Source organism: Escherichia sp. E3659 (assembly GCF_005781135.1).
In the GTDB taxonomy this organism is placed as follows: domain Bacteria; phylum Pseudomonadota; class Gammaproteobacteria; order Enterobacterales; family Enterobacteriaceae; genus Escherichia.
Window position 1 is genome coordinate 287102 of the sequence record NZ_VATQ01000015.1, and the last position, 21753, is coordinate 308854.

General features: G+C 48.4%; 20 protein-coding genes and 1 pseudogene. 14 read left to right on the top strand and 7 right to left on the bottom strand.

From position 1 onward, the window contains the following. Positions 1-10: 10 nt before the first annotated feature. Positions 11-967: a GTPase gene (gene yjiA / locus FEK47_RS13405; RefSeq protein ID WP_135486718.1), complete on the top strand. Its 957-nt coding sequence runs from the start codon at positions 11-13 to the stop codon at positions 965-967. 85 nt (positions 968-1052) lie between these two features. On the opposite strand, the gene FEK47_RS13410 is transcribed toward yjiA, so the two are convergent. Next, a complete protein-coding gene (locus FEK47_RS13410) occupies positions 1053-1244 on the bottom strand; it encodes an antitoxin (RefSeq protein ID WP_135486719.1) in 192 nt (63 codons plus the stop codon). 40 nt (positions 1245-1284) lie between these two features. After that, complete coding sequence (locus tag FEK47_RS13415; RefSeq protein ID WP_138183209.1) at positions 1285-2253, bottom strand: hypothetical protein; 969 nt, start codon at positions 2251-2253, stop codon at positions 1285-1287. 140 nt (positions 2254-2393) lie between these two features. Between FEK47_RS13415 and FEK47_RS13420 the strand changes: the two genes are divergently transcribed. From FEK47_RS13420 to symE, 4 genes are all read left to right on the top strand, one after another. Beyond that, entirely contained in the window at positions 2394-4826 is a 2433-nt protein-coding gene (locus FEK47_RS13420) for a DEAD/DEAH box helicase family protein (RefSeq protein WP_000819019.1), read from the top strand. A gap of 66 nt (positions 4827-4892) precedes the next feature. Beyond that, on the top strand, positions 4893-6362 hold the full coding sequence (locus FEK47_RS13425; protein WP_016159453.1) for a type I restriction-modification system subunit M: 1470 nt from the start codon (positions 4893-4895) through the stop codon (positions 6360-6362). Next, positions 6362-8116 (top strand): restriction endonuclease subunit S, encoded by a 1755-nt coding sequence (locus tag FEK47_RS13430; protein ID WP_135486720.1) that lies wholly within the window; start codon positions 6362-6364, stop codon positions 8114-8116. Before FEK47_RS13425 ends, FEK47_RS13430 begins: the two co-directional genes overlap by 1 nt. A 221-nt stretch (positions 8117-8337) precedes the next feature. Further along, positions 8338-8679 (top strand): endoribonuclease SymE, encoded by a 342-nt coding sequence (gene symE, locus FEK47_RS13435; protein WP_135408813.1) that lies wholly within the window; start codon positions 8338-8340, stop codon positions 8677-8679. Between the two features lie 46 nt (positions 8680-8725). Here symE and FEK47_RS25425 read toward each other — a convergent pair whose 3' ends face one another. The 3 genes and pseudogenes from FEK47_RS25425 to FEK47_RS13450 form a co-directional block, all read right to left on the bottom strand. After that, on the bottom strand, positions 8726-9889 hold the full coding sequence (locus FEK47_RS25425; RefSeq protein WP_135486721.1) for a DUF1524 domain-containing protein: 1164 nt from the start codon (positions 9887-9889) through the stop codon (positions 8726-8728). Between the two features lie 47 nt (positions 9890-9936). Beyond that, a pseudogene (locus tag FEK47_RS25430) lies at positions 9937-10819 on the bottom strand (DUF262 domain-containing protein). A 142-nt stretch (positions 10820-10961) separates the two neighbouring features. Continuing rightward, positions 10962-11114, bottom strand: a complete 153-nt coding sequence (locus FEK47_RS13450) for a cytoplasmic protein (protein WP_236928526.1) — start codon at positions 11112-11114, stop codon at positions 10962-10964. Between the two features lie 142 nt (positions 11115-11256). On the opposite strand from FEK47_RS13450, the gene FEK47_RS13455 reads away from it, so the two are divergent. Further along, positions 11257-12669, top strand: coding sequence for a PLP-dependent aminotransferase family protein (locus FEK47_RS13455; RefSeq protein ID WP_135486722.1), 1413 nt, complete (start codon positions 11257-11259; stop codon positions 12667-12669). Between the two features lie 241 nt (positions 12670-12910). Here the strand turns inward: FEK47_RS13455 and FEK47_RS13460 are convergent, their stop codons facing one another. After that, a complete protein-coding gene (locus FEK47_RS13460; RefSeq protein ID WP_135486723.1) occupies positions 12911-13855 on the bottom strand; it encodes an Rpn family recombination-promoting nuclease/putative transposase in 945 nt (314 codons plus the stop codon). A gap of 184 nt (positions 13856-14039) precedes the next feature. Between FEK47_RS13460 and FEK47_RS13465 the strand changes: the two genes are divergently transcribed. The 6 genes from FEK47_RS13465 to FEK47_RS13490 all read left to right on the top strand — a co-directional run bounded on the left by FEK47_RS13465 (position 14040) and on the right by FEK47_RS13490 (position 19762). Further along, entirely contained in the window at positions 14040-15320 is a 1281-nt protein-coding gene (locus FEK47_RS13465; protein ID WP_130221719.1) for a DUF445 domain-containing protein, read from the top strand. Positions 15321-15437: 117 nt separating this feature from the next. After that, positions 15438-16589: a double-cubane-cluster-containing anaerobic reductase gene (locus tag FEK47_RS13470; protein WP_135486724.1), complete on the top strand. Its 1152-nt coding sequence runs from the start codon at positions 15438-15440 to the stop codon at positions 16587-16589. A 9-nt stretch (positions 16590-16598) separates the two neighbouring features. Next, a complete protein-coding gene (gene yjiL, locus FEK47_RS13475; protein WP_135486725.1) occupies positions 16599-17366 on the top strand; it encodes a putative 2-hydroxyacyl-CoA dehydratase activator YjiL in 768 nt (255 codons plus the stop codon). Continuing rightward, positions 17363-17620 (top strand): DUF3343 domain-containing protein, encoded by a 258-nt coding sequence (locus FEK47_RS13480; protein ID WP_130221721.1) that lies wholly within the window; start codon positions 17363-17365, stop codon positions 17618-17620. Before yjiL ends, FEK47_RS13480 begins: the two co-directional genes overlap by 4 nt. 64 nt (positions 17621-17684) lie before the next feature. Further along, on the top strand, positions 17685-18545 hold the full coding sequence (locus tag FEK47_RS13485) for a YjiK family protein (RefSeq protein ID WP_130221722.1): 861 nt from the start codon (positions 17685-17687) through the stop codon (positions 18543-18545). Between the two features lie 68 nt (positions 18546-18613). Further along, on the top strand, positions 18614-19762 hold the full coding sequence (locus FEK47_RS13490; RefSeq protein ID WP_135486726.1) for an MFS transporter: 1149 nt from the start codon (positions 18614-18616) through the stop codon (positions 19760-19762). A 42-nt stretch (positions 19763-19804) separates the two neighbouring features. On the opposite strand, the gene kptA is transcribed toward FEK47_RS13490, so the two are convergent. Beyond that, positions 19805-20359: an RNA 2'-phosphotransferase gene (gene kptA, locus FEK47_RS13495; RefSeq protein ID WP_130216607.1), complete on the bottom strand. Its 555-nt coding sequence runs from the start codon at positions 20357-20359 to the stop codon at positions 19805-19807. A gap of 250 nt (positions 20360-20609) precedes the next feature. Here kptA and FEK47_RS13500 point away from each other — a divergent pair, with 250 nt between their 5' ends. Beyond that, entirely contained in the window at positions 20610-21293 is a 684-nt protein-coding gene (locus tag FEK47_RS13500) for a nucleoside recognition domain-containing protein (protein ID WP_001298014.1), read from the top strand. Then, positions 21290-21751: a YjiG family protein gene (locus FEK47_RS13505; RefSeq protein WP_000211971.1), complete on the top strand. Its 462-nt coding sequence runs from the start codon at positions 21290-21292 to the stop codon at positions 21749-21751. The genes FEK47_RS13500 and FEK47_RS13505 overlap by 4 nt, the downstream gene beginning before the upstream one ends. The last annotated feature ends 2 nt before the right edge of the window (positions 21752-21753 follow it).

Below are 21753 nucleotides of genomic sequence, written 5' to 3' on the forward strand. Positions count from 1 at the left end.
TGGAGAGAGCATGAACCCGATTGCAGTTACCCTACTCACCGGTTTTTTAGGCGCGGGCAAAACCACCCTGCTGCGCCATATTCTTAACGAACAACACGGCTACAAGATTGCCGTGATTGAAAACGAATTCGGCGAAGTCTCCGTTGATGATCAACTGATTGGTGACCGCGCCACGCAGATCAAAACGCTGACCAACGGCTGCATCTGCTGTTCGCGCTCCAACGAGCTGGAAGACGCACTACTCGACCTGCTGGATAATCTCGACAAGGGCAATATTCAGTTCGATCGTCTGGTCATTGAATGCACCGGCATGGCCGATCCCGGCCCGATTATTCAGACCTTTTTCTCCCATGAGATTTTATGCCAGCGTTACCTGCTGGACGGCGTGATTGCGCTGGTGGATGTGGTACATGCCGATGAGCAGATGAACCAGTTCACCATCGCCCAGTCCCAGGTTGGCTATGCCGACCGTATTCTGCTGACTAAAACCGACGTCGCAGGCGAAGCAGAAAAACTGCGTGAACGTCTGGCGCGCATCAACGCCCGCGCACCGGTCTACACCGTTACCCACGGCGACATCGACCTGGGCCTGCTGTTCAACACCAACGGTTTTATGCTGGAAGAAAACGTTGTCAGCACCAAGCCACGTTTTCACTTTATCGCGGATAAACAAAACGATATTTCGTCGATTGTGGTGGAACTGGACTACCCGGTAGATATCAGCGAAGTTTCCCGCGTGATGGAAAACCTGCTGCTGGAATCGGCAGATAAACTGCTGCGTTACAAAGGGATGCTGTGGATTGACGGCGAACCTAACCGCCTGCTGTTCCAGGGCGTCCAGCGCCTCTACAGCGCCGACTGGGACAGACCGTGGGGCGATGAAAAACCGCATAGCACGATGGTGTTTATCGGGATTCAGCTGCCGGAGGATGAGATTCGGGCGGCGTTTGCGGGGTTGAGGAAGTAATCGTGAAAGGTTGAGTGTAAAGCAAACCAATGCCCCATTTAGCAGTGAGGGGGAAACAGAACGACGTGCTCCCCTCCGCTAAGTTTTATTGCGCGTGAATACCTGGATCTGGCAAAAAATTGCCGCGTTTGGCGTCAGACCATGCTTCGCTACCAGACGCAGGAATGTCGCTGTAATCAATATGTTCGTCGGATTTATTAACCAAAGCCATGAGTTCAGCTTCTTGCTGCACATCAAATGTGTAGAGTGCGCCCCGTTTATGTTTAACCATGCTCATTTATGACCAGAACCTTTACTATATAATTTATAAAGATATCTTATTTCAGCCATCCAGGCACGTTATATTCTGAGACATTCTCAATGGAATATGCATCTCTCCTGTCAGAACCTTTCTTACATTTCAACTCATCAAAACCCCATTTACCCTCTCTATTGGAATAAAATACAGTATATTTATCAGTATTAAACCCAAAATACTTTTCATTCGAACGTGAAATATTCAACTGGCCACATTTAATCTGATTACGCCATTCAAAATCTATGGTGCTTTTTAAAACGTAGTACGAAATACCTTCTACATTTTTTGAAGCAAAAGCCACTAAAATAGTAGATGCGATAAATGCTCCGGCAAGTATAAATAACCTATACACATTTAATTTAGTCCCCAGAGTTAAAAAAGCAAAATAGATAATAAGTTGCATTAACATGAAGAAAAGCAACATAAAAGCCATCCCTTTCCAGAAATACTCAACCCATGGAGTTAGCGTGATGTTTAGATTACTCAAACTTAAAAATAAACTGGAAGCATAACTACTTGTGAATAAATATATAATTGGCATGACTGCTATAGTCACAGACCTAATAATCATTAATTTTTTATTTTCTTTAAACTCTAACTCTAATATAATAAAAATACCTCCCAGAAAAACAAATAATGAAAAAGCACTAAAAATATATACAGAGGCACTGACTGGAAAAATATTAATTGAAAGCACAAAAAACAAAAATATAAACCATGCAATAAGTGAACACCAGGCAGCACAACTATTCAACCTGTTTTTATTACTGAACTTAACAAAATACCCCATATATTCTGTAATGCGATTTTCTTCCACTAATGCATAAAGAAGAATACCAACAAAGTACAGAGATAAAATAATATCTTTCCACAGATATTTATAAGGGAGAAGTATAAAACCAAGGAGTAGATAAATTAGCAGAATGACATCTAATGCCTTAGTACAAAAATATTTTTTCACTCCTTGCAAGAACCGAACATTCCCCATATGAATCCTTATCCAGCTATTGATGAAACTCAAGAATACCTTTAAAACAGTGACTTAACGCTGATAATACTCTTTGAACAGATGAATTCATCTATTTTTCTGTGTAGAATTTGCGCATCGCATTTAGATGAGAACACCCCATGGCGGAACTGAACCTAAGTAACCTGACGGAAGCAGACATCATTACCAAATGCGTTATGCCAGCCATTCTCAATGCAGGCTGGGACAACACAACGCAAATCAGACAGGAGGTCAAACTCCGGGACGGTAAAGTCATCGTACGTGGTAAAGTTGCGGCACGCAGAACGGTAAAATCTGCTGACATCGTGCTGTATCACAAACCAGGCATTCCCTTAGCCGTGATTGAAGCAAAAGCCAACAAACATGAAATTGGCAAAGGGATGCAACAGGGCATTGAATATGCGCGCCTGCTGGACGTTCCTTTTGTTTTTGCCACCAACGGTGATGGCTTTATCTTCCGCGATGCCACCGCAGCCGAAGGTGAATGCCTTGAAAAGCAAATAACGCTGGATGACTTCCCCTCCCCCGCTGAACTCTGGCAAAAATTCTGCCTCTGGAAAGGATACACACAAGCTCAGCTTCCGGTGATTACTCAGGACTATTACGACGATGGCAGCGGTAAATCACCACGTTATTACCAGCTTCAGGCAATCAACAAAACCATTGAAGCCGTCTCCAACGGGCAAAACCGCGTTCTGCTGGTCATGGCGACCGGAACAGGGAAAACCTATACCGCATTCCAGATCATCTGGCGCCTGTGGAAATCAAAAAATAAAAAACGCATTTTGTTCCTTGCCGATCGCAACATTCTGGTCGACCAAACCAAAAATAATGATTTCCAGCCATTTGGTACGGCAATGACCAAAGTCAGCGGACGCACCATTGATCCCGCTTATGAAATTCACCTCGCGCTCTATCAGGCTATAACTGGCCCGGAGGAAGACCAAAAAGCGTTTAAACAAGTCGCACCAGATTTCTTCGATCTGATCGTGATCGACGAATGCCATCGCGGCAGCGCATCCGAAGACAGCGCCTGGCGAGAGATCCTTGATTATTTCAGTTCCGCCACCCAAATTGGCTTAACCGCCACGCCAAAAGAGACGCATGAAGTCTCCAGCACGGATTACTTCGGCGATCCGGTTTACGTCTACTCGCTAAAAGAAGGGATCGAAGACGGCTTCCTCGCCCCTTATAAAGTTGTCCGTGTTGATATTGATGTTGATCTGCAAGGCTGGCGCCCAACCAAAGGGCAAACTGACTTAAACGGCGAAGTGATCGACGATCGTATCTATAACCAGAAAGATTTCGATCGCACGATGGTAATCGACGAACGCACAGAACTGGTTGCCAGAACCATTACCGATTACCTCAAGCGCACCAATCCGATGGATAAAACCATCGTCTTCTGTAACGACATCGATCATGCAGAACGTATGCGCCGCGCCCTGGTTAATCTCAACCCGGAGCAGGTGAAAAAGAACGACAAATACGTCATGAAAATCACCGGCGATGATGAAATTGGCAAAGCTCAGTTGGATAACTTCATCAACCCGAAAAAACCGTACCCGGTTATCGCGACCACTTCAGAGCTGATGACCACCGGTGTAGATGCTAAAACCTGCAAACTGGTAGTACTGGACCAGAACATCCAGTCGATGACCAAATTCAAGCAGATTATCGGTCGTGGTACACGCATCGACGAACGTTACGGCAAACTCTGGTTTACCATCCTCGACTTTAAAAAAGCCACCGAACTGTTTGCTGATGAGCGTTTCGATGGCATTCCCGAAAAAGTCATGGATACCACACCAGAGGATATCGCCGATCCAGAATCTGATTTTGAAGAGAAACTCGAAGAAATCAGCGAACACGACGAAGAACAGGTAACAGGCGTTGATGAACCGCCTGCGCCGCCATACCAGGTTACCGATACCGATGATGTCGGCCCACTTCCGGAAGAAGACGAGAAGAAAATCCGCAAGTTTCACGTCAACGGTGTAGCGGTGGGCGTTATTGCGCAGCGTGTTCAGTATTACGATGCCGACGGTAAACTGGTTACCGAATCTTTTAAAGATTACACCCGCAAAACACTGCTCAAAGAATATGCCTCGCTGGATGACTTTACCCGCAAGTGGCAGGACGCCGATCGCAAAGAAGCGATCATTCACGAGCTGGAGCAACAGGGGATCATCTGGGAAGTACTGGCAGAAGAAGTCGGTAAAGATCTCGACCCATTCGACATGCTTTGCCACGTAGTGTATGGTCAGCCGCCGTTAACCCGCAAAGAGCGCGCCGAGAACGTGCGCAAGCGGAACTACTTCACAAAATACTCTGAAGCAGCGCAAGCCGTGCTCGATAATCTGCTGGATAAATACGCCGATGCGGGCGTACAGGAGATCGAAAGTATTCAGGTGCTGAAACTTAAACCATTCGACAGCATGGGCACTTTACCGGAGATTATTAAAACCGGATTTGGCGACCGTAACGGGTATAATCAGGCGCTCAGCGAGCTGGAAAACGAAATCTACCAATTACCGCCCCGCTCTGCTTAACAACTCTCTTTTGTGCCTTCTGCAACCATCATGTTGCAGAAGGCCTTGTTTTTCATGGAATACAACATGTCTATCAGTTCAGTAATCAAATCATTACAAGATATTATGCGCAAAGATGCCGGTGTGGACGGCGATGCGCAGCGTCTCGGTCAGCTCTCCTGGCTGCTGTTTTTGAAAATCTTCGATGCCCAGGAAGAGGCGCTGGAACTGGAGCAGGATAACTATCAATATCCGATCCCACAGCGTTATTTGTGGCGCAGTTGGGCCGCAAACGCGCAGGGCATTACCGGTGATTCCCTGCTGGAATTCGTTAATGATGATCTGTTCCCGGCGTTGAAAAACCTCACTGCGCCTATCGATAAAAACCCACGCGGCTACGTGGTGAAGCAGGCGTTCAGCGATGCCTATAACTATATGAAAAACGGTACGCTACTGCGTCAGGTGATCAACAAGCTGAACGAAATTGACTTTACCAGCGCCAGCGAACGCCATCTGTTTGGTGATATTTACGAACAGATCCTTAAAGATCTGCAATCTGCGGGCAATGCTGGCGAATTCTATACTCCACGCGCCGTCACTCGCTTTATGGTGGATCGCGTTGATCCGAAACTCGGCGAATCCATTATGGACCCGGCCTGCGGTACGGGCGGTTTTCTTGCCTGCGCGTTCGATCATGTAAAGAACAAATACGTGAAGAGCGTCGCCGATCATCAGACGCTGCAACAACAGATCCACGGTGTCGAGAAAAAACAGCTTCCGCACCTGCTGGCGACCACCAATATGCTGCTACACGGCATTGAAGTGCCAGTGCAAATTCGTCACGACAACACTCTGAACAAACCGCTTTCCTCCTGGGATGAGCAACTGGATGTCATTGTTACCAACCCGCCGTTTGGTGGCACGGAAGAAGATGGTATTGAGAAGAACTTTCCAGCAGAGATGCAAACCCGCGAAACGGCGGATTTGTTCCTGCAACTGATTGTGGAAGTACTGGCGAAAAACGGTCGCGCGGCGGTGGTATTGCCGGATGGCACACTATTTGGCGAAGGCGTTAAAACCAAAATCAAAAAGCTACTTACCGAAGAGTGCAACCTGCATACCATCGTGCGCTTACCGAATGGTGTGTTTAACCCCTATACCGGCATTAAAACCAACCTGTTGTTCTTTACCAAAGGTCAGCCAACCAAAGAGATTTGGTTCTATGAGCATCCGTATCCGGCGGGCGTGAAAAATTACAGTAAAACCAAGCCGATGAAGTTTGAAGAGTTTCAGGCGGAGATCGACTGGTGGGGCAACGAGGCTGATGGTTTTGCCAGCCGCGTCGAGAATGAGCAGGCTTGGAAAGTCAGCATTGATGATGTCATTGCGCGTAACTTCAATCTGGATATTAAAAACCCACATCAGGCGGAAACCGTCAGCCATGATCCAGATGAATTGTTAGCGCAGTATGCAAAGCAGCAGGCGGAGATCCAGACGCTGCGTAATCAACTGCGCGATATTCTCGGCGCTGCGCTGTCTGGCAAGGAGGTTCACTGATGAGTGTGGAAAAGCTGATCGTTGATCATATGGAAACCTGGACCTCGGCGTTGCAAACCCGTTCCACCGCCGGGCGCGGCAGCTCCGGTAAGATTGATTTGTATGGCATTAAGAAATTGCGTGAGCTGATTCTGGAACTGGCTGTGCGCGGTAAACTGGTGCCGCAGGATCCGAACGATGAACCAGCGTCGGAGCTGCTGAAGCGTATTGCGGCGGAAAAAGCAGAACTGGTGAAGCAAGGAAAAATTAAAAAGCAAAAACCACTGCCAGAAATTAGTGAGGAAGAGAAGCCGTTTGAATTGCCAATTGGGTGGGAATGGGTACGGTTAGGTGATATTGGATTTACGCAAACAGGAGGAACTCCGTCAAAATCTAAACCCGAATATTTTGGGAACGATATTCCTTTTATTAAACCAGCAAATATCACTTCTCAAGGTGTCGATTACCAAGATGAAGGCTTAACAATACAAGGGGCGAATGAGCTTGGAAGACTTGCACCGGCTGGTTCAGTCTTAATGGTTTGCATTGGTACAATAGGAAAGTGCCAAGTTGTGAATCAACCATGTACATTTAACCAACAAATAAATTCAGTTACACCATTTATAGATAATTCTGAATTTATATTTCTTTGTTTATCTTCAGCATATTTCCAATCTTTAGCTTGGTCTAAATCGTCAAGTACAACAATTGCTATACTTAACAAAGGAAAGTGGGAGTCTTTATTATTACCTCTCCCTCCATTAGAAGAACAATTAAAGATAATTAAAACTGTTAAGCAACTCATGTCCCTCTGTGACCAACTGGAACAGCAATCCCTGACCAGTCTGGACGCACATCAGCAACTGGTTGAAACCCTATTGGGAACACTTACAGACAGCCAAAACGCCGAGGAACTGGCTGAAAACTGGGCGCGTATTAGCGAGCATTTCGACACACTTTTTACCACCGAAGCCAGCGTAGATGCGTTAAAACAGACCATTCTGCAACTGGCCGTAATGGGTAAACTTGTGCCGCAGGATCCGAATGACGAACCTGCCTCTGAACTGCTCAAACGAATTGCGCAGGAAAAAGCTCAACTGGTGAAAGAAGGGAAAATAAAAAAACAAAAACCGTTGCCGCCAATTAGCGATGAGGAAAAACCGTTTGAACTGCCGGAAGGGTGGGAGTGGTGTTTATTTGAAGATATTATTGATATTCAAAGTGGTATCACTAAAGGAAGAAATTTATCAAATAGAACTTTGGTAAAAGTTCCTTATTTACGTGTGGCAAACGTCCAACGCGGATATCTTGATCTTACGGAAATTAAACAGATTGAAATCCCTATTGAGGAAAAAGAAAAATATCAAGTAGTCAAGGGAGATTTATTGATCACAGAAGGCGGCGACTGGGATACAGTCGGGAGAACTACAGTATGGTGTCATGACTGGTATATAGCAAATCAAAACCATGTATTCAAAGGACGAAATATAGGGCAAGATGTTGATCCATATTGGTTAGAAACATATATGAATAGCCCATTCTCAAGACAATATTTTGCTAACGCAAGTAAGCAAACCACTAATTTAGCCTCTATTAATAAAACCCAGCTCAGAGGTTGTCCTGTTGCTATTCCGCCTAGCTCAGAAGCAAAAAAAATAATGAGTAAACTACATATTTTTTATAAACTATGTGAAGAATTAAAGAATCATATCCAATCCGCCCAGCAAACCCAACTGCACCTTGCAGACGCACTCACTGACGCGGCAACAAACTAATTTTATCGCCCTCAAAAAACCAATAAAGCGGCTAAATAGCCGCTTTATTCACATCACCGAAAATTATATTTCACGCTAATTTTTATCTTATTTTTCATTAATTTTTAGCTGGACTTTCCCCATATTTACTGATGATATATCCAGGTATTTAGCGCGGTGCGGATGTGCGCCAACACACCCGCACCGCTAATCACAATCCCTATTTCTAAGGAATAGTAATCATGACTGACACGCATTCTATTGCACAACCGTTCGAAGCAGAAGTCTCCCCGGCAAATAACCGTCAATTAACCGTGAGTTATGCGAGCCGCTACCCGGATTACAGCCGTATTCCCGCCATCACCCTGAAAGGTCAGTGGCTGGAAGCCGCCGGTTTTACCACCGGTACGGCGGTAGATGTCAAAGTGATGGAAGGCTGTATTGTCCTCACCGCCCAACCACCCGCCGCCGAAGAGAGCGAACTGATGCAGTCACTGCGCCAGGTGTGCAAACTGTCGGCGCGTAAACAAAAGCAGGTGCAGGATTTTATTGGGGTGATTACAGGTAAACGGAAAGTCGCCTGATACATTGACCCGGTAGCGCCAGTGCTACCGGGCATTTTTCGCCGCGTTATACCAACGCGCTCTCCATCTGTTTTTCAAATGCCTGACGAATTAATCCCATAATGTAAGGAAGTTGTGCGAGGTCGCTGAAACCAATTTCCACATCGCCATTGCCCCATCGCCCAACATTTGTCACATCTTTGGCAATACCTTTCGGATCGACCAGTTCATGAAACTGCATATTAAGCGACAATCGCAGTCGGCTTTTTTGCGGCACAACATCAACAAAATTCGTTTCAGCTTTAAACGCAATATACAGCTTTAAAACTTCCTGCGTGATCCCTGCGTCCAGGCGCATAACTTCATCGCGAAGATGATCGAATAACACCCGGCTATGCGAACCATCAGCAAGAAAAGGATAATCATTCAGGCTGTAACTGGTTTTGTTCTCCGGCTGCGCCCGATAAACAGCTAAAACCTCTTCAGGAAGGGAAGGCGCTTGCCAGACCTGAACCGCGAGATCGGCCAGACGATCGGCACGGGCGCGAATGGCGGCTTCATCCCATTTTTTGCACTGTCCAAGACCGATATTCAAATAGAGCGGGCTATGCTTAAAGCCGTCTTCAATATCGCGTTTTTCCGCGAAAGGTCTGTCACTGTAGCGGGAGTTATAGCGCGTTAAAGTGAGATTCCCCAACGTATGCAACAGTTCTTTATGCACACGCTGCCAGTCGCTTCCCAGCTCTTCGCGCCATTTAGCCGACAGATTTTCGTTCTGCGGCATAATGTGCTCAATCGTAAACTCTTCCACGCGCTCTCTGCGTTTATCGTTTTCCAGTCGTCGTAACCAGTAGCTGCGGCTGCGGAAGTTATAGAGATCGCGAATTTTTAATTCTCGTTTAAATTCATCATCGTTGGGGAAACGACGATATGAAGGCAGGTTCATAAAATGCACCTGAATACTTTCCAGATAATTTTCTTTATTAATGACCTTATAAAAAGTAGCAAACGTCTTGTTAAGAGAATTCGTCGGAATCGCACATACTGCACGGCGGAAAACATAAGATTCAATTAAACGAATTATGCTCAGGAAATCTTCGTGAGACAAATCGTCATTTTTATAGTCATGATAAAGCGCCAGTAAGAAAGGATACGCCACATCGACTTTTAACTCGCGCAAATCCTGAAAAGCCGTAGCAAGCGATTTGTCACTTTCTTTACCCAATGCCATTGCACAGTAATACTCCGCGTAGATATGAATATCTTCAACCAGCCGATCTACGCCTTTTTCAGCAACACTCTGGCTGCGGGCATGGAGTTTAAATGCCTCATAGACTTCATCTGTCCGAGGGATCTCCCCCGTTTTTACCGTCAGATAATGACGCATAAAACTGTCAAAATATTCGCTGTAACCTTGCTGACCAAAGGCAACTTCCATTGGACGCCAGTGATCTTCATACAACCGGGTTTGATGCTCTGGTTCGAGGCCCATCAGAATAAAATTGCGCACCAGATCGGCCTGACTTAATGCCTTACCGGTGGAGTTCATACTTTCAAAAATCAGTTGCGGATTATCCTGACCACGATTAAGCGCCACATCGACAATTAATAACTTTGCTAACCCACGACATAAGGGGATCAAGTCATCCCCGAGTTTGGCAATTTGTTCATCAAAGAAAGTAAAGTTTTCCATTATTCGATGGGAATAGTTTTCTGGCATTGGTCTTTGTTTTATTAACGCCAGCAAACTGTCTTTATCAGTCTCGGTCAGCAGTAATTTAAAACCTTTCTCACCGGACTCATAAGGATTGAGTAAATAATAATTACGCAATTTCATTGCTGAAAAGCCATCAAAAACTTCGTCTTCGCCAAGATGGCGCGATAAAGCCTCAATCAGCAACATTGCGGTCGTCAGCCGTTGTTGACCATCAATGACCAGCAACGGAGAAATACCAGAAACCTGATACAACCCCTGCTCAATATAAACAACCGAACCGATAAAATGCGCTGATATATCGTTACGCTTTCCGGCACGAATGATATCGTCCCAAAGTTGCCGACATTGTTGTTCCGTCCATGAATAGGTGCGTTGATAAATGGGAATAACAAACTGCTGCGAACGTTTTAAAAAATCGAGTAAGCGGGCTTCTGTTGCTTTCATTCTGACGTCTTTCCGTAAAGCGATGATTTCGCAATAATAACCACTTCCTTGTGGAGGTTATAGAGAAATCCTGTTTATCCGCGACGAACTGCCCCCTCACTCCACATCCTCCCTGCGTAACCCAATATCCCTCAACCGCTCATCACTCATCTGCTGTAACACGCGCCGGGTCTGCTTTTTCAGCCACCAGGTCCTCACCGCCTGCCAGAGTTGTACGATGCCAGTAAACGGCGCTTTGGCCTTGTTTTCGTGAAATTCCATCTGCTGCCTCCTCATCTTTCAGAGGCTTCATCATCCGCCTTCTGGCAGTTCACAATACAGATTCAAATATTACTTTTATTTAACATACAGACAGGTTAAAACAGCATCTGCATCCGGTTTTTTAGCCTCATCTGTACCGGTTTTTCTCTCTGTATGGTCCAAATAAGGAGTACAGCATGACGCGTTATCAACATCTGGCGACTTTGCTTGCCGAGCGGATTGAGCAAGGGCTGTATCGCCACGGGGAGAAATTGCCGTCGGTGCGCAGCTTAAGTCAGGAGCACGGCGTCAGCATCAGTACCGTGCAGCAGGCGTATCAGACGCTGGAGACGATGAAGCTCATCACTCCGCAGCCGCGTTCGGGTTATTTTGTCGCACAACGTAAAGCCCAGCCGCCAGTACCGCCGATGACGCGTCCGGTGCAGCGCCCGGTGGAGATTACCCAGTGGGACCAGGTACTGGATATGCTGGTAGCGCATAGCGACAGTTCCATTGTTCCGTTAAGCAAAAGCACGCCGGATGTCGAAACGCCCAGCCTGAAACCGCTGTGGCGGGAGCTAAGCCGGGTGGTGCAGCATAATCTGCAAACCGTTCTCGGTTATGACTTGTTAGCCGGTCAGCGAGTGTTGCGAGAGCAGATTGCCCGCCTGATGCTCGACAGCGGCTCGGTAGTCACCGCCGATGACATCATCATCACCAGCGGCTGCCATAACTCGATGTCGCTGGCGTTAATGGCGGTGTGTAAACCGGGCGATATTGTTGCGGTCGAATCCCCCTGTTATTACGGTTCAATGCAGATGCTGCGCGGTATGGGTGTGAAAGTGATTGAAATCCCAACCGATCCAGAAACAGGCATCAGCGTTGAAGCGCTGGAACTGGCGCTGGAACAGTGGCCGATTAAAGGTATCATTCTGGTGCCAAACTGTAATAATCCGCTGGGATTTATTATGCCGGACGCGCGCAAACGGGCCGTTCTCTCTCTCGCTCAGCGTCATGATATTGTGATTTTTGAAGATGATGTCTACGGCGAACTGGCAACGGAGTATCCGCGCCCGCGGACCATTCATTCCTGGGATATCGACGGCCGGGTGCTGCTGTGCAGCTCGTTCAGTAAAAGCATTGCGCCTGGCCTGCGCGTGGGTTGGGTCGCGCCGGGACGTTATCACGATAAACTGATGCATATGAAATATGCCACCAGCAGCTTTAATGTACCGTCCACGCAAATGGCGGCGGCAACGTTTGTGCTGGAAGGTCACTATCATCGCCATATCCGGCGGATGCGGCAGAACTATCAGCGCAATATGGCGCTTTATACCTGCTGGATACGGGAATATTTTCCCTGCGAAATCTGTATTACGCGCCCGAAAGGCGGATTTTTACTGTGGATAGAATTGCCTGAACAGGTCGATATGGTCTGCGTCGCGCGGCAACTGTACCGCATGAAAATCCAGGTGGCGGCAGGCTCGATTTTCTCGGCTTCCGGCAAATACCGTAATTGTCTGCGCATCAACTGCGCTTTGCCGCTCAGCGAAACCTATCGCGAAGCACTGAAGCAAATTGGCGAGGCAGTGTATCGGGCAATGGAATAAATTCGAATTAGTGGCGAAGCACCTGATTTCCTCTCACGAATAGCGTGTGACTCGTTTTATCTTTATAGCGACATCGCCACGTTCCAGCATGACTTAGGCAAAGTGCGCTTTGTTCATGCCGGATGCGGCGTGAACGCCTTACCCGGCCTACAAACCGCGCAAATTCAATAGATTGCAGAGATAATGTAGACCTGATAAGCATAGCGCATCAGGCAGCTTTGCGTTTGTCATCAGTCTCTGATTAGTATTCGATCCATGGATCGCGCTTGCTTTCAGGCAAGGGCTGCTCTAATGCCTGCATTTGCTCTGCTGAAAGTCCAGTATATCGTTGTATCCATTCAGGATCTGCCCCATTCTGCAACAACAATCGGAGGAGGCGCTGTTCCCCTTCTTCTTTCCCTTTCTCCCTCCCCAACAGCCATCCATCATTATGAATTCGCTCTGCAATCGTCATTATTCGCTCCCTTTGTTGTGGCATTCGACGGGTAAGTTCGCTGATAAACTTCTTAAAACGCGCTTCATCGCCAGTCAGTAAAATGTAATTTAACAGCGCAGTTATCTGGCTGTCATTAGCACACTCTGTAACCAGTAATACTACCAGTTGGTCGATAAGTCCCATCAGATCGCGCTGGCGAATATGCTTTTGGATCAACTCCAACAGGGCGACTCTGCGATGCTGCACAATCTCGTCGTCTGGCACGACAGTGATATCCACCAGCGGGAACGCGGCGGTATAAAGCTTCCGTGCGATAGTCGGGTCGGCAAATTCGTCCAACCAGCACAAAGACCAGGGATAAGGACTACGGCTACCGTGATAGAACAGCATCGGGATGACCAGCGGTAGCGGCCGGCGTTTATCATGTTCTATATGGCGCTGCATCACCGCCATGGAATAGCGCATCAGGCGAAACGCCATATGGATATCCTCGCGGCTCTGATGTTCAATCACCACATAGATATAACCATCACCTTCGCGGGTCTTTACCGACCACAGAATATCGGAATGTAGCGCCCGCAATTTTTCATCGACAAAGCTGGCGGATTCCAGTTTTAAGGTGTCGAGATCGCACAGTTCACGTAAATCTTTAGGTAAGTGGATCTCCATAAAATCCCGCGCGGTGTCAGGGTGCGTGAGAAAGGATTTAAATAATGCGTCATGCGGCGTGCTGGTCGTGAAGTTTGTCATGGCGATCCGTCACCTGTTGATAAGATGGCCCGACTTTAGCGACTAACAAAACCATTCTCACCTGGCAATTTCCCATTCCCCGAGGCACTTTCCAGGCTATTTTTGTTCTCCTGCAAGCGATACATTTTTATGGAAGATATCTCGCTTTTTGCGTTTTCTTACCGTCAGGCTCTATTCTTACGATATGAATAAAATCATTGAACTCCGACGCGCCAAAATGCTGGCGCTCTCTTTGCTGCTCGTTGCTGCCGCGACTTTTATCGTTACGCTGTTTTTGCCGCCCAATTTTTGGGTGAGCGGCGTGAAGGCGATTGCCGAAGCGGCGATGGTCGGCGCGCTGGCGGACTGGTTTGCGGTGGTGGCACTGTTTCGCCGCGTGCCGATACCGATTATTTCTCGTCATACAGCAATTATTCCGCGTAATAAAGACCGGATTGGCGAAAATCTCGGCCAGTTCGTGCAGGAAAAATTTCTCGATACTCAGTCGCTGGTAGCGCTAATCCGGCGTCATGAACCGGCGTTGTTAATCGGCAACTGGTTTAGTCAACCGGAAAACGCCCGTCGCGTTGGGCAGCATCTGTTGCAGATCATGAGTGGTTTTCTCGAACTGACCGATGATGCGCGTATTCAGCGTCTGCTTAAGCGCGCGGTGCACAAGGCGATCGATAAAGTGGATCTTTCCGGCACCAGTGCACTGATGCTGGAGAGCATGACCAAAAACGATCGTCATCAGGTACTGCTCGATACGTTGATCGCACAACTGATCGCCCTGCTTCAGCGCGATAAATCGCGCAAGTTTATTGCCCAGCAAATTGTTCGCTGGCTGGAGAGCGAGCATCCGCTGAAAGCCAAAATTTTGCCCACTGAATGGCTGGGCGAACATAGCGCAGAGTTGGTTTCTGACGCCGTGAATTCTTTGCTTGATGATATCAGCCGCGATCGCGCACATCAGATCCGCCATGCGTTTGATCGCGCTACCTTCGCTCTGATCGAGAAACTGAAAAACGATCCGGAAATGGCGGCGCGGGCCGACGCCGTGAAAAGTTATCTGAAAGAAGATGAGGCATTTAACCGCTATCTTGGTGAATTGTGGGGAGATTTGCGGGAGTGGTTGAAAGCGGATATCAACAGCGAAGATTCTCGCGTGAAGGAACGCATCGCGCGAGCGGGACAGTGGTTTGGCGAGACATTAATTGCCGATGATGCCCTGCGCGCCTCGTTAAATGGTCATCTGGAACAGGCCGCGCACCGCGTCGCGCCAGAGTTTTCGGCATTCCTGACTCGCCACATTAGCGATACGGTAAAAAGTTGGGATGCGCGGGATATGTCCCGGCAAATCGAGTTAAATATCGGCAAAGATCTCCAGTTTATCCGCGTTAACGGCACGCTGGTCGGCGGTTGTATTGGGCTGATATTGTATCTTTTATCGCAAATTCCGGCCTTGTTACCCCTCGGCAACTTTTAGAAATCGATGATAAAAGCTAAATGGCTAACCGCGAGAGAGATCAAATAAACCACACTTAAAACATGGTAATAATGTGGCCTCTTTTCATTATCTCCCGTGTTACGGGGAAGGAAAATCATGTCACTTGTCACCGATCTACCCGCCATTTTCGATCAGTTCTCCGAAGCTCGCCAGAAAGGCTTTCTCACCGTTATGGATCTCAAAGAGCGCGGCATTCCGCTGGTTGGCACCTATTGTACGTTTATGCCGCAAGAGATCCCGATGGCTGCCGGTGCTGTTGTGGTTTCGCTCTGTTCCACCTCTGATGAAACCATTGAAGAAGCCGAGAAAGATCTGCCGCGTAACCTCTGCCCGCTGATTAAAAGCAGCTACGGCTTCGGTAAAACCGACAAATGCCCCTACTTCTATTTTTCTGATCTGGTGGTCGGTGAAACCACCTGCGACGGCAAAAAGAAAATGTACGAATACATGGCGGAGTTTAAGCCCGTTCATGTCATGCAATTACCAAACAGCGTGCAAGACGATGCCTCGCGTGCGTTATGGAAAGCCGAGATGCTTCGCTTACAAAAAGCGGTGGAAGAACGTTTTGGGCACGAGATCACCGAAGACGCGTTGCGCGATGCCATTGTACTGAAAAACCGCGAACGTCGCGCACTGGCCAACTTTTATCATTTGGGGCAGTTAAATCCTCCGGCGCTTAGCGGCAGCGACATTCTGAAAGTGGTTTATGGCGCAACTTTCCGGTTCGATAAAGAGGCGTTGATCAATGAACTGGATGCGATGACTGCCCGCGTTCGTCAGCAATGGGAAGAGGGCCAGAGACTGGACCCGCGGCCACGAATTTTAATTACCGGTTGCCCGATTGGTGGTGCGGCAGAGAAAGTCGTGCGTGCGATTGAAGAGAATGGCGGCTGGGTGGTTGGTTATGAAAACTGCACCGGCGCGAAAGCGACCGAGCAATGCGTGGCGGAAACGGGCGATGTGTATGACGCACTGGCGGATAAATATCTGGCAATTGGCTGTTCCTGTGTTTCGCCAAACGATCAACGCCTGAAAATGCTCAGCCAGATGGTGAAGGAGTATCAGGTCGATGGCGTGGTCGATGTAATTTTACAGGCGTGCCATACCTACGCGGTGGAATCGCTGGCGATTAAACGCCACGTTCGTCAGCAGCATAACGTTCCTTACATCGCCATAGAAACAGACTACTCCACATCGGATATCGGGCAACTCAGTACTCGCGTCGCAGCCTTTATTGAGATGTTGTAAGGAGCGGTGGTGACATATGCGATTGGCATTGATTCCGGTTCTACCGCCACCAAAGGGATCTTACTGGCAGACGGCGTGATTACGCGCCGTTTCCTTGTTCCTACGCCATTTCGTCCGGCAACGGCAATTACTGAAGCCTGGGAAACTCTGCGTGAAGGGTTAGAGACAGTGCCGTTTCTGACGCTGACCGGTTACGGGCGGCAACTGGTGGATTTTGCCGATAAACAGGTGACGGAAATCTCCTGCCACGGGCTGGGCGCACGCTTTCTTGCGCCAGCAACGCGCGCGGTGATCGACATCGGCGGTCAGGACAGCAAAGTCATTCAGCTTGATGCCGACGGTAACCTGTGCGACTTCCTGATGAATGACAAATGCGCGGCAGGCACCGGGCGTTTTCTGGAAGTCATTTCCCGCACATTGGGCGCCAGCGTCGAGGAACTCGACAGCATCACCGAAAATGTCACGCCGCACGCCATCAGCAGCATGTGTACTGTGTTTGCCGAATCGGAAGTGATCAGTCTGCGTTCTGCGGGCGTACCAGCGGAATCGATTCTCGCCGGAGTGATTAACGCGATGGCGCGGCGCAGCGCCAATTTCATTGGCCGCCTCTCTTGTGAAGCGCCGATTCTGTTCACTGGCGGCGTGAGTCACTGTCAGAGGTTTACCCACATGCTGGAAAGCCATCTGGGAATGCCGGTACAAACTCACCCTGATGCGCAATTCGCTGGCGCAATTGGCGCGGCGGTGATTGGTCAGCGGCAGAGAAAACGCACATGAAAGAGTATCTGTTTTTATTTCACTCAACCGTCGGCGTTGTACAAACTCGTAAGGCGTTACAGGCAGCAGGGATGACTTTTCGCGTCGCCGATATTCCCCGAGAGTTACGCGGCGGCTGTGGGTTATGCATCTGGCTGACCTGTCTTCCTGGCGAAGAAACACAATGGGTAATCCCCGGTCATACGGAATCAGTTTATTGCCAGCAGGATGGTGGCTGGCGCTGCATTGCACATTACGGGGTTTCTCCGCGTTAAGGATTCATTAAGATCGCTACGTATACTTCTCGATATCTTATTGATTTGCCTTAAAGGGATTACCGTGACAAAAAGTATTTCGTTAAGTAAACGCATCTCCGTTATTGTGATTCTTTTTGCCATTGTGGCAGTGTGTACTTTCTTCGTGCAATCTTGCGCCCGTAAAAGCAATCATGCAGCATCATTTCAGAATTACCACGCCACCATTGATGGCAAAGAAATTGCAGGCGTAACGAATAATATCTCCTCGCTGACCTGGTCGGCACAGAGCAATACCCTGTTTAGCACTATCAACAAACCTGCCGCCATTGTTGAAATGACCACCAATGGCGATTTGATCCGCACTATTCCTCTGGATTTTGTTAAAGATCTCGAGACGATCGAATACATTGGCGATAATCAGTTTGTCATTAGCGATGAGCGCGATTATGCCATTTATGTGATTTCACTAACCCCAAACTCGGAAGTAAAAATCCTCAAAAAAATAAAAATCCCGCTGCAGGAATCCCCAACCAATTGCGGTTTTGAAGGGTTAGCCTACTCTCGCCAGGATCACACTTTCTGGTTTTTTAAAGAGAAAAACCCGATTGAGGTCTACAAAGTTAACGGGCTGTTAAGTAGCAATGAATTGCACATCAGCAAAGACAAGGCACTACAACGGCAATTTACTTTAGATGATGTGTCCGGCGCGGAATTTAACCAACAAAAAAATACGCTTCTGGTGCTGTCTCATGAATCACGCGCACTCCAGGAAGTAACACTGGCTGGCGAGGTTATCGGTGAAATGTCACTGACCAAAGGCAGTCGAGGTTTGTCGCATAACATCAAACAGGCCGAAGGGGTTGCGATGGATGCCTCTGGTAATATTTATATCGTTAGCGAACCAAATCATTTTTATCGCTTTACCCCTAAATCATCACATTAACAGGCTGGCATGTTTCACCTTTTTGTTATTAACTTGTTAACTACAAAAAAATACAAACAAGGTGAAACATGCCCCCGTCCTCGCATCCCGTAGAACGCTTTTCTTTCAGCACCGCGCTTTTCGGGATGCTGGTTCTGACCTTAGGTATGGGATTAGGTCGCTTCCTTTATACACCTATGTTGCCCGTCATGATGGCGGAAGGGGCGTTTTCATTTAGCCAGCTCTCGTGGATTGCCAGCGGCAACTATGCGGGGTATCTGGCTGGCAGTCTGCTATTTTCGTTTGGCGCATTTCACCAGCCGTCGCGCCTGCGCCCATTTCTGTTGGCTTCTGCCCTGGCGAGCGGATTGTTGATCCTCGCAATGGCATGGTTACCGCCATTTATTCTGGTGTTGTTGATTCGCTTCCTGGCGGGTGTCGCCAGCGCCGGAATGCTGATTTTTGGTTCGACGCTGATTATGCAGCACACGCGCCATCCTTTTGTGCTGGCAGCTTTGTTTTCTGGCGTTGGCATTGGCATCGCGCTGGGCAATGAATATGTTCTGGCAGGCCTGCATTTTGCCCTCTCCTCGCAAACGTTATGGCAAGGCGCCGGGGCGCTTTCTGGCATGATGCTGATTGCACTTACGCTTTTAATGCCCTCGAAAAAACACGCCATCGCACCAACGCCATTGGCAAAAACGGAGCAACAGATAATGAGCTGGTGGTTACTGGCTATTCTGTACGGCCTGGCGGGATTTGGTTATATCATCGTCGCGACTTACCTGCCGCTCATGGCGAAAGATGCAGGCTCACCATTGTTAACCGCCCATCTCTGGACGTTAGTCGGCTTATCAATTGTGCCTGGTTGCTTTGGCTGGCTATGGGCAGCCAAACGTTGGGGGGCTTTACCCTGCCTGACGGCGAATTTACTGGTGCAGGCTATCTGTGTGCTGCTTACTCTCGCCAGCGACTCGCCTCTCTTGCTTATCATCAGTAGTATCGGTTTTGGCGGTACCTTTATGGGCACGACATCTCTGGTGATGACTATCGCCCGCCAACTGAGCGTACCGGGAAATCTCAATCTTTTAGGCTTTGTGACGCTCATTTACGGCATTGGGCAAATTCTCGGCCCGGCGCTGACCAGTATGCTCGGCAATGGAACATCGGCGCTTGCCAGCGCCACTCTCTGCGGCGCGGCGGCGTTGTTTATTGCTGCGCTTATCAGCACAGTGTAATTATTTAAGCTACAAGTGGTCGCTTCATAAGGGCTGTTTCCCTTACCACTCAAGAAACTCAACCGCAACCGTTGATGTCAGCCAGACCCCGTTTTCCGCTTGCCAGAAAGGGATCCCTCGTTTCGCCATTTCCTGTGCTTTGACGGTTAAGATAACCGGCGAACCGTGTCTTGCCCCGACTTTGCGGGCCGTTGCTTCATCAGCAGAGAGATGCACATGATGACGCTCCCCTGCAATCAGCCCCTGTTTTTTTATCGCCTCAAGAAAACGGCTTGCCGTACCGTGGTAGAGAAATTGTGGCGGTGTTTTTTCGATGAAGGCAATGGCGACCTGCGAAGTCGAATGCCCCTGAACGGCGCGAATACACGTACCATCACTGGAATAACTAAAGCGCTTCTTATCGCTGGTTGCGACCACAGTCTCCAGTAATGCGCGGGTTAACCGCTTGCCCGCTTTTTGTGCACAGAGTATGAGCTTATCGATATCCGCCCATCCTTCACGGTCCAGCACGATGCCAATCGCCTCCGGTTTATGTCGGAGGACAAAACTTAAAAACTTGCTCGTCTCTGCCAGCTCTTTGTCGTTGTATTTTGCCATTTTGCATTCGTCCTTGTATTCGCCGCCTTTACTCACCAGCCGTTATTGTCATCGTGTTTATGAATTTTCTGCAACTCAATCCTTACAGGAAGGTTCTCCTCGCAGCGTAATTTTTCCACTATGCAAAAAACGCATAGCCAGAAACATACTTGCATTTTCCCCATACCCACATGGCTGATAAGGTTTTTCAGCTCCAGGAATTTTCCTGGTAGTCACAACACACATACACAAAAAAACAATGGGGATTGTTATGACACAACAAGGGGATGCTGTAGCTGGGGAGCTGGCGACAGAAAAAGTGGGTGTTAAAGGGTATCTGGCCTTTTTTCTCACGATTATCTTTTTTTCCGGAGTTTTTTCCGGGACAGACAGTTGGTGGCGCGTTTTTGACTTTTCCGTTCTGAACGGATCGTTTGGGCAACTGCCTGGTGCGAATGGAGCTACCACCTCGTTTCGCGGCGCAGGTGGCACAGGAGCTAAAGATGGCTTTCTCTTCGCGCTGGAACTGGCACCGTCAGTGATTCTCTCGCTGGGAATTATCTCGATTACTGATGGTCTTGGCGGATTGCGCGCCGCGCAGCAGTTAATGACGCCCGTGCTAAAACCGTTGTTGGGCATTCCAGGCATCTGTTCACTGGCGCTCATCGCCAACCTGCAAAACACCGATGCCGCCGCTGGTATGACTAAAGAACTGGCGCAGGAAGGGGAAATTACCGAGCGCGATAAAGTGATTTTCGCCGCTTATCAAACCAGCGGTAGCGCCATCATCACCAACTATTTCTCTTCTGGCGTCGCCGTATTTGCCTTTCTGGGGACGTCCGTAATCGTACCTTTAGCTGTCATCCTGGTGTTTAAATTTGTCGGTGCCAACATTTTGCGCGTCTGGCTTAACTTCGAAGAACGTCGCAACCCAACGCAAGGAGCGCAAGCATGACAACTCAGGTCCGCAAAAATGTCATGGATATGTTTATCGATGGCGCACGCCGTGGCTTTACTATCGCCACCACCAACCTGCTGCCGAACGTGGTGATGGCATTTGTCATTATTCAGGCGCTGAAAATTACTGGTCTGCTCGACTGGGTGGGACATATCTGTGAACCGGTGATGGCGTTGTGGGGATTGCCCGGCGAAGCGGCAACTGTCCTTTTAGCCGCATTGATGAGTATGGGCGGCGCAGTCGGCGTTGCCGCCAGCCTGGCGACCGCTGGCGCATTAACCGGCCACGATGTCACGGTATTACTTCCCGCGATGTATTTAATGGGCAACCCGGTGCAAAATGTTGGTCGCTGCCTGGGAACAGCCGAAGTGAATGCCAAATATTACCCGCATATCATTACGGTCTGCGTGATTAACGCATTGCTGTCGATCTGGGTTATGCAGCTTATTGTTTAACA

Coding starts and splice junctions, on each gene's coding strand:
- FEK47_RS13410 (WP_135486719.1), bottom strand. CDS start 1,244: ATGAGCATGGTTAAACATAAACGGGGCGCACTCTACACATTTGATGTG.
- FEK47_RS13470 (WP_135486724.1), top strand. CDS start 15,438: ATGTCACTTGTCACCGATCTACCCGCCATTTTCGATCAGTTCTCCGAA.
- FEK47_RS13415 (WP_138183209.1), bottom strand. CDS start 2,253: ATGGGGAATGTTCGGTTCTTGCAAGGAGTGAAAAAATATTTTTGTACT.
- FEK47_RS13465 (WP_130221719.1), top strand. CDS start 14,040: ATGAATAAAATCATTGAACTCCGACGCGCCAAAATGCTGGCGCTCTCT.
- FEK47_RS25425 (WP_135486721.1), bottom strand. CDS start 9,889: ATGGCATTGGGTAAAGAAAGTGACAAATCGCTTGCTACGGCTTTTCAG.
- FEK47_RS13425 (WP_016159453.1), top strand. CDS start 4,893: ATGTCTATCAGTTCAGTAATCAAATCATTACAAGATATTATGCGCAAA.
- yjiA (WP_135486718.1), top strand. CDS start 11: ATGAACCCGATTGCAGTTACCCTACTCACCGGTTTTTTAGGCGCGGGC.
- symE (WP_135408813.1), top strand. CDS start 8,338: ATGACTGACACGCATTCTATTGCACAACCGTTCGAAGCAGAAGTCTCC.
- kptA (WP_130216607.1), bottom strand. CDS start 20,359: ATGGCAAAATACAACGACAAAGAGCTGGCAGAGACGAGCAAGTTTTTA.
- FEK47_RS13450 (WP_236928526.1), bottom strand. CDS start 11,114: ATGATGAAGCCTCTGAAAGATGAGGAGGCAGCAGATGGAATTTCACGA.
- FEK47_RS13430 (WP_135486720.1), top strand. CDS start 6,362: ATGAGTGTGGAAAAGCTGATCGTTGATCATATGGAAACCTGGACCTCG.
- FEK47_RS13505 (WP_000211971.1), top strand. CDS start 21,290: ATGACAACTCAGGTCCGCAAAAATGTCATGGATATGTTTATCGATGGC.
- FEK47_RS13460 (WP_135486723.1), bottom strand. CDS start 13,855: ATGACAAACTTCACGACCAGCACGCCGCATGACGCATTATTTAAATCC.
- FEK47_RS13490 (WP_135486726.1), top strand. CDS start 18,614: ATGCCCCCGTCCTCGCATCCCGTAGAACGCTTTTCTTTCAGCACCGCG.
- FEK47_RS13455 (WP_135486722.1), top strand. CDS start 11,257: ATGACGCGTTATCAACATCTGGCGACTTTGCTTGCCGAGCGGATTGAG.
- FEK47_RS13420 (WP_000819019.1), top strand. CDS start 2,394: ATGGCGGAACTGAACCTAAGTAACCTGACGGAAGCAGACATCATTACC.
- FEK47_RS13480 (WP_130221721.1), top strand. CDS start 17,363: ATGAAAGAGTATCTGTTTTTATTTCACTCAACCGTCGGCGTTGTACAA.
- FEK47_RS13500 (WP_001298014.1), top strand. CDS start 20,610: ATGACACAACAAGGGGATGCTGTAGCTGGGGAGCTGGCGACAGAAAAA.